We start from the raw sequence: 12820 nt of genomic DNA, 5'->3' as shown, positions 1-12820 counted from the left end.
CAGCTTTCATGACAGTTCGGAGTCAGTCAGATGAAGATCGATTGAAACTGCGCGTTCAACCGCCCCACCCTGCGCATCGAAGCAGATACGGACGGCGATTTGCGCGAATGAGCGGATCAGGCGCCTCCCCGGCCCGCAAATGCGAAAGACCTGCGCAAAGGCGCGCAGGTCGAAATCACCCGACAAAGCGGGTTGAACGGCTCAGAGGTAGGGCGGCGTGCAGGCGGAAATGACGACGGTGCGGCCCTCGTGGGGGTTGCGGAACCGATGCGGAATGCGGCTGTCGAACAGGTAGCTGTCCCCGGGCTTCAGGATCCGCACCTCGCCGCCCACCGTCAGCTCCAGCTCCCCCTCGATGACGTAACCGCCCTCGTTGGAGAAATGCTCCAGCATCGTCTCGCCGGTGTCGGCGCCGGGCTCATAGACCTCATGCAGGATCTGCAGGTTGTGGCGATGCGCGTCGCCGATCTGGCGGAAGGCGATGCGCCCGGCCACGTCCGAAACCCCCGTGACGGGCAGTTTCGAGGTCAGGTCCAGCAGGTCCTCGGGGCTGAAGAACGGGCCTTCTGGCGCCTGCCGCTCGCTCTCGAAGAAGTCGGCCATGGTCATGCCCAGCCCCGACAGGATCTTGCGCAGGGTGGCGATGGAGGGCGAGGACTTGTTCTTCTCGATGATCGAGATCTGCGCATGGGGCACGCCCGCGCGTTCGGCCAGCTGCCGCTGCGACAGCTGCGCCGCCTTGCGCATGGCCAGAAGCCGCGCACCGATGTCGAAAGCCGCGTCGGTCATGACGCCCCCCTTGCCTGACAGGACCCGAGACGTACCGTGTTTCCGCAAGGCACGCCAGTGCCCTGCGGTGCCTGTCGCCACGTCGCCGGTCACATCGTCACTTCGATCAGGTGGGGGCCGGCCTCGCCCTGCGCCCAGGCCAAGGCCTCGGTCAGTTCGGCGGCGGTGCCCGCGCGGCGGGCCGGCACGCCCTGCCCTTCGGACAGTTTCACCCAGTCGGGCGCCGGATCCTCCAGCGACATCAGCGGGCCGGTGGCCTCGGTCGCCTCCCCCGCCCCGATCTTGGCCGTCTCGTTTGCCAAGATCTTGTAGGAGCGGTTCGCGAGGATCATCACCGTCACGTCGCGGGCATCCCGCGCCATCGTCCACAGCGCCTGAAGGGTATAGAAGGCCGAGCCATCGCCGGTGATGCAGAAGACCGGCCGATCCGGGCAGGCCGTCGCCGCGCCAAGCGCCACGGGCAGGGAATAGCCGATGGAGCCGCCCCGGTTGTTCAGCCAGTCATGCGCCGGCCCCTCGCCGCACATCGGGAAGAGGGACAGCCCGTTGGTGATGCTTTCGTCCACCACGATGGCGCCCTCGGGAAGGGCATGGGCAACGGTGCGGCCCAGCACCTCGGCATTGATCGCCGCGTCCGGCTCCGCCGGGGTCGCGGGGGTCTGGGTGTGGCCGGTGACCCGGGCGCCAAGCAAGTCCGCCAGGGCCTCCAGCGCGGCCTCGGCATCGGCGCCGGGCGCACAGAGCGGCAGGCATTCCGCCCCTTCGGCCAGCAGGCGCGAGGGGCGACCGGGATAGGCGAAGAAGGCCACGGGTTCGCGGGCGCCGACCAGCACGGCGGTCCGGATGTCCTTCAGCGCCTCGGTGGCGAAATCGACGTGGAAGGGCACGCGCGTCATGGGTGGAGTGCCGCCGCCGCGCTCCATCCGCGCCACGGCGGCCTCGGCCCGTACCATGGCCCCGGTGCTGGCCTCGATGGCCGCGGCCAGTTCCGCCATGCGGCGGGTGATGCAGGGGGCGCCGACGATCAGCGCGGCCCCCGGCGCCCGCAGCCGCGCGGCGGCATCGGCCAGCAGATCGGCATCGAAGCCTGGGCGCGGCGTGTGGATGGCCGCGACGGTTTCGGCGTCGGTTTCCGCCCAGGCGACGTCATTGGGCACGATCAGCGTGGCGACGCCGCCGTGGGACGTCTCGGCCAGCAGATGCGCGGTGGCCCCTGCGGCCGCCTCGGGCGTGTCGGGGGTGGCGACGGCGGCGGAGACCGTATGCGCCATGCCGGCGATGTCGGCGGTCAGCGGCGCGTCATAGGTCAGGTGATAGGTCGCGTGTTCGCCCACGATATTGAACACCTGCGTCTCGGCCTTGCGGGCATTGTGCAGGTTGGCCATGCCATTGGCAAAGCCCGGCCCCAGGTGCAGCAGCACCGCCGCCGGCGTACCCATCATCCGCGCGTAGCCATCGGCGGCCCCGGTCGCGACCCCCTCGAAAAGGCAGAGCGACAGGTCCATCCGCGGCTCCCGCCCCAGGGCGGCAAGCATGTGCATTTCCGTCGTTCCGGGATTGGCAAAACACATCCGCACCCCGTTTTCGGCCAGCGTCTGCACCACCAGATCGGCACCGTTTCTTGTCATCACTCTCTACCTTCCTGACGTGTCCGGCCCCGACGTCTGAACGTTCGTCCTTCGCACGTCCCAGGGCCCCGGCCCCACAGAATGCGTGGACCCGCGTTTCGCCTGATCCTCCCGATCTCGGCAGATGTGTCAATAATAATGAGCACCACAAATCGCCATGACGGCGAAAATCGGCAAGCATGGCGCCAACGAGCACCCCGGGACGACGACGTTCGCACCCCGCAGCGCGCAAGAAATGTATTTAATTTCAATACAGAAGGCCTGTGCGCCGACTCGGGAACAGCCCTTCACCCCACCTCCCTCCGAGACCGCGCACAGAGCCAATTCCGGCAAAAGCAGCGAAATTGCCCCGCCTTGCTCAAAAATTGATACAGAAATCGCAAAATTTTCTTCGCGAATTTTCAAGGACTTGACCTGCGACACCCCAAAACCTGCACCTGAGACGCCTCTATTTCCTTTGACAGAACGCGAAATGCTTCACAGGATATTTCATATGGATCATTCATATTCAGATAGAATACAGACCGAAACAGCGCCCAAGGATGGCGGCGTCCGCCCGCTGTCGACCGCGCTCAAGGTTCTGGACGTGTTGCGCTTCTTCGGGGACAAGCGCCGGCCGCAACGGCTGGCCGAGGTGGCCGAGGGGCTGGGCCTGTCGCGCGCCACCGCCTATCAGCGGCTGCTGACCCTGGTCGCCGCCGGCTGGCTGGAACAGGACGATGGCGGCGCCTATCGCCTGTCGATGCTGACCACCCGCATGGCCTCGGCCTCGCTCGACCAGGCGGACCTGGGCACCCGGGCCGACCCGGTGCTGCGCGCGCTGGTGGACGACACCGGCGAAACCGCCTCGCTGTCGATCATCGACCGCGGCCTGCCCTGCATCGTGGCCCGCGTGGAATCCGACACCCTGCTGCGCGCCGAACAGAAGCTGGGCACGATGATGTCGCTGGAAGGCTCCGCCTCGGGGCGGATCCTGGTGGCCTATGGCGATGCGCAGATGCTGGACCGGCTGCGCAAGGGCGACCACCCGCTGCCCGACGAGGCGACGTTGCCGGCGATCCGCGAGGCAGGCTATGCGCTGTCCAGCGGCTATACCCAAAGCGGCGTGCGCGCCATCGCGGCGCCCGTTTTCGATCTGCATGGCCGCTGCACCGCCACCCTTTCCCTCGTCGTGCCGGAAATCCGCTTCGACGAGGCCCGCTTCCGCGCGCCGCTGCTGAAAGCGGCCGCGGACCTCTCCCAAATCCTGCAAGGAGGCGCCTCGTGACGCTTTCATCCCTTCACACCCGGGACGCCGACGGGCGCCCCGGCCTGCGCGACTGGCGCGGGCTGATGAAACCCGAGCGGCTGGCCGCGATGCAGCCCTCGCGCCTCAGCGGCACGCGGGCGATGATGAACCGGATGAGCCGCGAGCGCTGGCAGATCACCTGCGACCGCTTCGACGTGGATGACGAGGCGCGCGGCACGATCGTCTATTCGATCAAGACGCCCCGGCAAGAGTTCAGCTTCATCGCCTTTTCGCTGACGCCCAAACGCGAGGGGCGCACGGGCCGCATCATCGGCCGCGCCTGGGACATGATGGGCACCCTGAACGAGGGCCCGGCCACCGAGGAGGCCATCGAAAGTGCCCGCGAGGAGCTGCCGAAACTCTACCGCGGCCGCGCCAGCGACACCGCGCTGGTCTGGTGCCGGTCGAACCGGTCCATGCGGGTCTTCGAGACGGTGCTGGAGGCGCTCGCCGACGGGCGCCAGCCCTCGGTCGAGGATCTGAACACCGTCTGCTACCTGATGCGCAACACCGGGCTGGACGGCAACGGCACCTTCGGCACCCGCTCCTTCCCGTCGATCAACACCGAGGCGCACGACCTGGGCGGCATGCTGGAGGCGCAGCTGCTGCTGGCCTACCTGATGCGCGAACTGGCCTGCGACCTGGTGGAACACTTGGCCAGACTGCGTTCGGACAAGGCGGTGAAACTGGACCCGGCCCTGCGCAGCTACCTGGGCGTCGGCAACGGCTCGGCGCTCGGCCTGATCTTCTTCGTACAGAAGCACCCGCGCCTTCTGGACAGCTGGCTGACGGCCCGCGAAACCGCCATCGCCGCCGCCCTCGGGCTGGACCTGGGCCGGGGCGACGCGCGGATCGAGCGGCTGATCACGCTGATCCGTCGGGCGCAGACCTTCCGCGCCCAGGACCGGATGATGTACGAAACCTTCGCCGCCTCCGCCACCGTGGCCGAGGAGGTCGCCAGCCTGATCCCCGCCCTGGAGGAGCTGCTCGACGCCGGAACCATCGACGGCACGGCCCATGACTTCCCGCTGGATGTCCTGGCTCGCCGGGCCGAGGCGACCCTGGCCCCCGAAAGCTACGAGACCTTCCTGTCGCTCATCATGGAACTGGTCCCCGACCTGGCCGACGAGCTGGCCGCCGGCGTCGCGGGCGCGGATGAGCTGGAGGTCGATCCCGTGATGACCACCGGCGCCCTGCGCGCGCTGCTGGAGGAGGACTATGCCTGGGCGCTGGAGATGGACATGACCGCGCCCGATGCCCAGGACTACGTCTGGTACAAGTCCGAGACCGCCGAGGAACCGCGCCGCGGCCTGCGGGACGAGATCCCCGAGGCGCGCGAGTTGGGCCTGGACATCCCCGGCAACCTTCAGGCGCTTCACGCCGACCTGGGCGAAGTGGCCCCGGACACGGCCGTCGCCCGCTTCCTGCTGGCCCATCCCGAACACCGGCTGATGGTGGCCCGCGCGCAATCCCTGGCCGGGCGCCATTTCCACACGCCGCACGCCAACATCAACGCCGGATCCTTCGTGCCCATCGACCTGGTGCGGCTGATGAACGTCGGCCTGCACGGCATCGACAAGACCCGCGACTACCTGCAACGCAACCTGCGCGGTGTGCTCTACCACGGCGCACCGACCCGCGACGCCATCGCCGCGGGCCAGGTCGGCGACTGGTTCTACCCCGAGGAGCCCCGCGCATGACCCCCTCCCAGACCCTGCGCGTGATGCCGCGCGAAATGCGCCTGATGAGCGAACGCATTCTGTCGCTGACCGCCCTGCCCAAGGGCTTCGCGCTGATGATCACCGACGTGGTGATGTATTCCCAGGCCATGGGGCTGGGCGGCTTCCCCCTGCTGGAGGCGCGCCTGCCCGACCTGATGGAGGCGACCCCCACCCCGCTGGCGCTGATGGCGGAGGTGGGAGACCGCCTGGTCCTCGACGCCGGCGGCCAGCACGCCTGGATCGCCCTGCCCTCCGCCCTCGACCTGCTGGAACTGACCCTGGCGCAGCATGACAGCGCCCGGATCGAGGTGACCGGCGCCACCGACGCCGCGGAACTGGCCATCGCGGAGGGCCTGGGCGCCCGGCACGGGCTGGAAGTGTCGCTGTCCGGCACCACGCTGACCGCCACGCGCGGCCCGGTGGCCGATCCGGTGCTCACCCGTGTCCTGCAGGACGGCGCCCGCATCGAGGCGGCGCAGTGGTGGCGCATCTACGAGCTGGCCCAGACCGCCCTGACACCGGATTCGGTCGTCTCGCGCCGCCACGCGGGCGTGAACATCGTGACCGAAGACGGCCAGATCATCGGCCGCACCGACAATGACGACGACACCGACCCGAACTTCATCAATTCGGTCGGCCTCAAGACCCAGGAAGCCACCCAATGACCCCTGACATGATCATCGACGGCCTGCAATGCGGCCATTTCGACCGCGACAGTTTCGTCCGGCTGCAGGCCGCCAAGGTGCACGGCGTCGTGGTCACCTGCGGCTTCTGGGAAGGCACGCTGGAAAGCCTCGACAGCCTCGGCCGCTGGCGCGACCTGATCCGCGAAAACGACGACGTGGCCGCCTTCGCCTATACCCCCGCCGATATCGAAAAGGCCGCCGCCGAGGGCAAGGTCGCCGCGATCCTGGGCTACCAGAACTCGAACCTCTTCGAGGGCCGCATTCGCCTGGTCGAGATGTGGGCCGAACTGGGCGTGCGCGTGGTGCAGCTGACCTACAACAATCAGAACGAGTTGGCCGGTTCCTGCTATGAGGCCGAGGACTCGGGCCTGGCGCGCTACGGCAAGGAAGTCATCAAGGAGATGAACCGCGCGGGGATCCTGGTGGATTGCTCCCACGTCGGCAACCTCTCGACCCTGCAGGCCATCGAGGCGTCGGAGAAACCCATCGCGGTGACCCATGCCAATGCCGACAGCCTGTTTCCGCACAAGCGCAACAAGACCGACGACGTGCTGCGCGCGCTGAAGGAAACCGGCGGTGTCATCGGCTGCGCCGCCTATCGCAACATCACCGGCGACTACTATTCCGGCCCCATCGAGCAATGGTGCGAGATGGTGGCGAAGACCGTCGACATCGCCGGCATCGACAGCGTGGCCATCGGCACCGACCGCAGCCACAACTTTACCGCCCCCGACTACGCCTGGATGCGCATGGGTCGCTGGACCCGTGGCGTCGACTACGGCGCAGCCTCCGCCGCCCGTCCGGGAAAGGCCCCGCCCCCGGACTGGTTCCAGGCGCTGGAGGACATGGCGGTCATCCCAAACGGCCTCCGCAACGTGGGCTTCTCGGAAGAAGAGGTCGCAAAAATCACCCACGGCAACTGGTTGCGTCTTTACGGCGAGACCTTCCCCAACTCCAACAGCTGAGGTTCCCATGACCATCAACAACAAGAAGAAGACGTCGCTGATCCGCCCCAATCGCCGCCTGTTCCTGCAGGGCACCGCGGCGCTGGCCGGCGCGTCGGCCCTGGCCGCGCCCTCCATCGGCCGGGCCCAATCGAAAGAACTCTACATCAACTCCTGGGGCGGCCCCTGGCTGGAAGCCGCGACAGAGAACCTGTTCACCCCCTTCACCGAGGCGACGGGAATCGAGATCCGCACCGTCTCCCCGGTGTCCTTCGCCAAGCTGGCGGCCCAGGTCCGCACCGGCGTCTACGAATTCGACGTGACCACCCTGGGCGGCGGTGACATCGTGGCCGCCAACAACGCCGGCCTGCTGGAGCCGATCGAAGAGTCCTACCCCGGCGGCCTGTTCCAGAACGGCGTCGGCAGCCATGCCTTCGCCACCATGATGGCCTGGCGCACCGATGCCGGCTGGGACGAGACCCCGCAAAGCTGGGCCGACTTCTGGGATGTCGAACGCTTCCCGGGCGGCCGGTCGCTGCAACGCTACCCCGCCCGCGTCCTGCCCCTGGCCCTGCTGGCCGACGGCGTGGCGCCCGAGGATCTCTACCCGCTGGACATCGACCGGGCCTTCGCCAAGCTGGACGAGATCAAGGAGCATGTCCGTGTCTGGTGGACCGGCGGCGCGCAGTCGACGCAGATCCTGCGCGACGGTGAGGTCGACATGATCGGCATCTGGCACGGTCGCTACTTCGAGGCGGAAGACGCCGGCGCGCCGGTCGATTTCACCTGGAACCAGGCGGAGCTGGACAATGCCTACTGGGTCGTCGCCAAGGAGACGCCCAACATGGAAGCGGCCAAGATGTTCGTCGAATTCGCCACCTCTGCCGAACCGCTGGCCGGTTTCGTCAGCCAGGCGAACTATGGCGCGCTGAACCCGGCGGCGGACGCCTTCGTCCCCGACGCGGCCAAGCCCCGCATGCCCACGGCGCCCGGCAATGTCGAACAGACCTTCGGCCAGGACATGCTGAACTGGGGCGGCGACCCGCAGGAAGTTGCCATGCGCTTCGACGAGTGGCTGGCCTCCTGATCCCGACCACAGCGACGGACGCGTGACGCTTTCCCCCGTCCGCGTCCCCTCTCGGGGCGGCATGTCCCCTGCCGCCCCGACCCTCACCCGTGTGCCTGCACCTGCGGGCACCATCGACTTTCCGCACCATCAAGGGAGCGACATCCCATGGGGTTCAAGCTTTCGACCCTGCCGGACCGGCAGAACATCTGGCCATGGCTGCTGCTGGCCCCGCTGGCGATCTACCTGGCGCTCTTCTTCCTCGTGCCGTTGGTCGAGGTGGGCATCATGTCCGTCACCGAACCGCCCCCGGGCCTGGCCAACTACGAACGGGTGCTGACCGGCTCCCTCTACCGCAAGGTCTTTCTCAACACCTTCGGCACCGCCCTGCTGGTGACTGTCTGCTGCCTTCTGGTCGGCTACCCGCTGGCCTACCTGATGTCGACGGTCAGCAAACGCGCCGCCATGGCGATCCTGTTGCTCATCACCATGAGCTTCTGGACCTCCTTCCTTGTGCGCACCTATGCCTGGATGGTCCTTCTGGGCAACAACGGCCCGGTGATCTGGCTGATGCAGACGCTGGGCATCCAGGATCCGCCGCCGCTGCTGTTCACCCGGTTCAGCTCGACCCTGGCCATGGTGCATATCCTGGCGCCCTACATGATCATGAACATTTACACGGTCATGCAGAAGATCGACCCCTCGCTGATCCGCTCGGCGGAAAGCATGGGGGCCTACGGCCGGTCGCTGTTCCGCCATGTCTACCTGCCGCTGACCGCGCCGGGCATCGCCAATGGCTCGGTCCTGGTCTTCGTCATCTGCCTGGGCTTCTACGTGACACCCGTCCTGCTGGGATCCCCGCGCGAACAGATGGCCGCGGGCCTGATCGGCAACCAGATCGAACAGTTCCTGGCCTTCGGCCTGGGCTCGGCCATGGCCATCGTGCTGCTGGTGGTGACGCTGATCATCCTAGGGCTCTACCACCGCCGTTTCGGCCTCGACAAACTCTACGGATAAGGACGCCCGCCATGAACACCTTCATCCGCTGGATCGGCATCGCCGTCGTCGCCTTCATCGCTGCGCCCCTGCTGATCGTCGTGCCGATGTCCTTCTCCACCGCCGCCTCCCTGCAGTTCCCGCCGCCGGGCTGGGGTTGGCAGTACTACCAGGCCTACTTCTCCGATCCCTCCTGGCTGCGGCCCACCTGGAACTCGGTCTTCATCGCCGCGATGAACACGCTGCTGACCATGGCGCTGGTGGTCCCGGCCACCTTCGCCCTGGTACGGCACAAGTTCTGGGGCAAGTCGGCGGCCAACCTGATGATGATGATGCCCATGGCGGTGCCCCATATCGTCATGGCGATCGGCTACTACTCCTACTTCGGCGAGCTGAAGCTGGTGCACTCCAAGCTGGGCGTGATCCTGGCGCACACCTGCCTGTCGGTGCCGATCACCTTCCTGGTGCTGTCGGCCAACCTGAAGGGGTTCGACCGGACCCTGGAACGCGCCGCGCGCTCGCTCGGTGCCACACCGCGGCAGGTCTTTCTGCACATCACCCTGCCGATCCTGCGCCCCGGCCTGCTGATCTCGGCGCTCTTCGCCTTCATCCAGTCCTTCGACGAAACCGTCGTCGCCATCTTCATCTCGGGTCGCAACGCGGAAACCCTGCCGCGCAAGATGTTCGACTCGATCCGCGAAGAGGCCGACCCGGTCATCGCCGTCATCTCGACTCTGCTCTTCGCCATCGTCTTCGCCGGCCTGATCGCCCCCTCCGTGATCAAGCTGATCCGCCGCATGACGGCCAAGACGGCCCAACAACGATAACCTTCGGGAGAAACCATGAGCTCCTATCTGCAGCTGTCCGGCGTCAACAAGACCTTCGGAAACTTCACCGCCCTCGGCCATATCGACCTGGAGATCGAGAAGGGCGAGTTCGTCACCTTCCTCGGGCCGTCCGGGTCGGGCAAGACCACCACGCTGATGGTCATCGCGGGCTTCGAGGATGCCACCCGGGGCGAGATCACGGTGGACGGCCAGTCGCTGTCGCACCTGGCGCCCCAGGAACGCAACATCGGCATCGTCTTCCAGAACTATGCCCTCTTCCCGCACAAGACCGCGGCCGAAAACGTCTATTTTCCGCTGCAGATGCGCAAGGTGGGCAAGAAGGCCGGTCTGAAGAAGGCCGAGGAAATGCTGGAACTGGTCGGCCTCTCGGGCTTTGCCCATCGTCTGCCGAAAGAGCTGTCGGGCGGCCAGCAGCAGCGCGTGGCCCTGGCCCGCGCGCTGGTGTTCGAGCCCGACCTGCTGCTGCTCGACGAACCGCTGGGTGCGCTGGACAAGAACCTGCGTGAACAGATGCAGATCGAGATCAAGCGAATCCAGAAGCGCCTGGGCGTGACCACGATCTTCGTCACCCATGACCAGACCGAGGCGATGTCGATGTCCGACCGGATCGTCGTCTTCTCCGACGGGGCCATCGAACAGGCCGATGCGCCGCTGGAGATCTACCACCGCCCCGCCACCCGCTTCGTCGCCGACTTCATCGGCGAGAGCAACCTGCTGCCCGCGACCATCACCGATGCCGGCACCCGCCGCGCCACCAGCCCGGTGCTGGGCGACGTGACCTTCGGCGCCGAGGGCTGTCCGCAGGTCAGCGACGGCCAGACCGTCGACCTGCTGATCCGGCCCGAGCACCTGAAGCTGTCGCGCGACCCCAAGGAGGGCCGCCAGAATGCGCAGATGCAGATCGAGACGATCGTCAACTACGGCGACAATGCCGTGGTCATCGGTCATGCCAGCGACCAGCAGATCCGCGTGCGGGTGCCTGGCGCCGACGTGGTGATCCTGAAGGAAGGCGACACCTGTCATTTCAGCTGGACCGAAGACGCCGTCTTCGTCCTGACCGAGTAAGCGAGGCCCCATGTTCGACGACATCATCACCCGTTTCGGGACCGGCGCCCGCGCCTCCATCGCCACGGTGGCAAATGGCACAGGCTACTTCGCCGTGACCCCCAAGGCGCCCTACGACGGCAGCCTGTCGACCGCCGAGCAGGCCGCGCAGCTGCTGGAGAAGGCTGAGGCCCGGCTGACCGAGATCGGTTCGACCAAGGCAGGGCTTCTGTTCTGCGCAATCATCCTGAAGGATGTGGGCGACGTGGCCGCCTTCAATGCCGTCTGGGACGAGTGGGTTGCCGACATCGCCCCGCCCGCCCGCGCCTGTTTCGAGGCGAACATGGCCAACCCCGATCTGAAGGTCGAGATGATCATGATCTGTGCCGTGCCCGATCCCACCGATGGCTGAGGCCCTCGCCCCTGCCACCAGCGATCCGTTGCAGACCGCCCTGGCGGCCACCGGGCTGGATCTCGGGCTGGTGACGGATCCTGACCAGCTGGCGCGCTTCACCACCGACGCGACACGCCGCGTGGCGGCCACGCCCAGCCTGGTGATCCGCCCGGCCGACACCGCCGGGGTCTCTGCCGCGCTGCGTCTCTGCCAGGAGGCGGGGCGCCGGGTCGTGCTCCAGGGCGGGCTGACGGGCCTGTCGGGGGGCGCCAGGGTGCAGCCGGGAGAGGTCGTCCTGTCGCTGGAGCGGATGACCGCCATCGGCCCCGTCGACGATCTGGCCGCCCAGATCGAGGTGGGCGCCGGCGCGACCCTGCAACAGGTGCAGGAGGCGGCAGCTGCCAGTGGCCTGATCTTCGGCGTCGATCTTGGCGCGCGCGGATCCGCCACCATCGGCGGGATGATCGCCACCAATGCCGGCGGCATCCGCGTGCTGCGCTACGGCATGATGCGCGCCCAGGTCGCGGGGATCGAGGCGGTGCTGGCCGACGGCACCGTGATCACCGCCATGAAGGGCCTGGAAAAGGACAACGCCGGGCCGGACCTGCGCCAGCTCTTCATCGGATCGGAAGGCACGCTGGGCGTGGTCACCCGCGCCCTGCTGCGCCTGCACCCGGCGCCGACGGTGGAAACCAATGCGCTCTGTGCCGTGGACAGCGTCGAGGCGGCCCAGGCCCTGCTGCGCCACCTGCGCGCCCGGTTGGGCCCGCTGCTGTCGGCCTACGAGGGCATCTGGCCCGAGGTCTACGAGGGCGCCTGCGCCCTGACCTGCAACCCGCCGCTGCCCACGGGCGCCGGTCTCTACGTGCTGACCGAGATCCAGGGAATGCGGGAGATCCTGCAGGAAGACGCCTTCGAAGCCGCGCTGATCGAGGCCTACGAGGCCGGGCTGTGCCGCGACGTGGTGGTGTCGCAATCAGCGCGGGATCATGACCGGCTCTGGGCCCTGCGGGAGGCCTGCGTGGATTTCACCTTCTCCCTGGGCAACCTGCTGCCGCATGACCTGTCACTGCCCGCCCGCGCCCTGCCCGCCTTCCTGGCCGAGGCCCGCACCCGGCTGGCCGAGGTCGATCCGCAGGCCGGCGTCTACATCTACGGCCACCTGGGCGACGGCAACCTGCATTACATCGTGAAGACCGAGGCCCGCACCGAGGTCTCGGCGGCGCTGAACGGGCTGGCGGCGCGTCTTGGCGGCTCGATCACCGCCGAACACGGGGTCGGTCAGGACAAGGCGCCCTACCTGTCGATGGTACGCAGCGAGCAGGAACGGCTGGTGATGACCCGGTTGAAGGCGGCCATGGATCCCGCGGAGCTGCTGAACGCGGGCCGCGTCCTGGGCTGATCCTGGTCAGCGGG

The 12820-nt window shown here is 67.5% G+C and carries 13 protein-coding genes; 10 read left to right on the top strand and 3 right to left on the bottom strand.

All coding sequences use genetic code 11. The features are described 5' to 3' along the window. Window positions 1–201: 201 nt before the first annotated feature. The 3 genes from LC066_RS17565 to LC066_RS17555 form a co-directional block, all read right to left on the bottom strand. A complete protein-coding gene (locus LC066_RS17565) occupies window positions 202–789 on the bottom strand; it encodes a cupin domain-containing protein (protein WP_085887674.1) in 588 nt (195 codons plus the stop codon). A gap of 89 nt (window positions 790–878) precedes the next feature. Beyond that, entirely contained in the window at window positions 879–2417 is a 1539-nt protein-coding gene (locus LC066_RS17560) for an acetolactate synthase large subunit (protein WP_224901739.1), read from the bottom strand. A gap of 129 nt (window positions 2418–2546) precedes the next feature. Further along, on the bottom strand, window positions 2547–2822 hold the full coding sequence (locus tag LC066_RS17555) for a hypothetical protein (RefSeq protein WP_224901737.1): 276 nt from the start codon (window positions 2820–2822) through the stop codon (window positions 2547–2549). 88 nt (window positions 2823–2910) lie between these two features. Here LC066_RS17555 and LC066_RS17550 point away from each other — a divergent pair, with 88 nt between their 5' ends. From LC066_RS17550 to LC066_RS17505, 10 genes are all read left to right on the top strand, one after another. After that, complete coding sequence (locus LC066_RS17550; protein ID WP_224901734.1) at window positions 2911–3684, top strand: IclR family transcriptional regulator; 774 nt, start codon at window positions 2911–2913, stop codon at window positions 3682–3684. Beyond that, window positions 3681–5405 (top strand): hypothetical protein, encoded by a 1725-nt coding sequence (locus LC066_RS17545; RefSeq protein WP_224901732.1) that lies wholly within the window; start codon window positions 3681–3683, stop codon window positions 5403–5405. Before LC066_RS17550 ends, LC066_RS17545 begins: the two co-directional genes overlap by 4 nt. Continuing rightward, window positions 5402–6091, top strand: a complete 690-nt coding sequence (locus tag LC066_RS17540) for a hypothetical protein (protein WP_224901729.1) — start codon at window positions 5402–5404, stop codon at window positions 6089–6091. Before LC066_RS17545 ends, LC066_RS17540 begins: the two co-directional genes overlap by 4 nt. Then, on the top strand, window positions 6088–7077 hold the full coding sequence (locus LC066_RS17535; RefSeq protein ID WP_224901726.1) for a membrane dipeptidase: 990 nt from the start codon (window positions 6088–6090) through the stop codon (window positions 7075–7077). Before LC066_RS17540 ends, LC066_RS17535 begins: the two co-directional genes overlap by 4 nt. Before the next feature lie 7 nt (window positions 7078–7084). Further along, window positions 7085–8143: an ABC transporter substrate-binding protein gene (locus LC066_RS17530; protein WP_224901723.1), complete on the top strand. Its 1059-nt coding sequence runs from the start codon at window positions 7085–7087 to the stop codon at window positions 8141–8143. Between the two features lie 147 nt (window positions 8144–8290). Continuing rightward, a complete protein-coding gene (locus LC066_RS17525; RefSeq protein ID WP_224901721.1) occupies window positions 8291–9139 on the top strand; it encodes an ABC transporter permease in 849 nt (282 codons plus the stop codon). Window positions 9140–9150: 11 nt separating this feature from the next. Further along, entirely contained in the window at window positions 9151–9945 is a 795-nt protein-coding gene (locus LC066_RS17520) for an ABC transporter permease (protein WP_222479670.1), read from the top strand. Between the two features lie 15 nt (window positions 9946–9960). Next, the gene (locus LC066_RS17515) at window positions 9961–11031 is read left to right on the top strand and encodes an ABC transporter ATP-binding protein (protein ID WP_224901718.1); all 1071 of its coding nucleotides are present in this window, start codon (window positions 9961–9963) and stop codon (window positions 11029–11031) included. Window positions 11032–11041: 10 nt separating this feature from the next. Beyond that, on the top strand, window positions 11042–11422 hold the full coding sequence (locus LC066_RS17510) for a Rid family hydrolase (RefSeq protein ID WP_222479668.1): 381 nt from the start codon (window positions 11042–11044) through the stop codon (window positions 11420–11422). Next, the gene (locus LC066_RS17505; protein WP_224901715.1) at window positions 11415–12806 is read left to right on the top strand and encodes an FAD-binding oxidoreductase; all 1392 of its coding nucleotides are present in this window, start codon (window positions 11415–11417) and stop codon (window positions 12804–12806) included. Before LC066_RS17510 ends, LC066_RS17505 begins: the two co-directional genes overlap by 8 nt. The last annotated feature ends 14 nt before the right edge of the window (window positions 12807–12820 follow it).

It is taken from the genome of Pseudooceanicola marinus (genome assembly GCF_020177265.1).
Taxonomy (GTDB): domain Bacteria; phylum Pseudomonadota; class Alphaproteobacteria; order Rhodobacterales; family Rhodobacteraceae; genus Pseudooceanicola; species Pseudooceanicola marinus_A.
The sequence above is the reverse complement of the archived record's forward strand: the minus strand, read 5'-3'. Positions and strand labels throughout refer to the sequence as shown.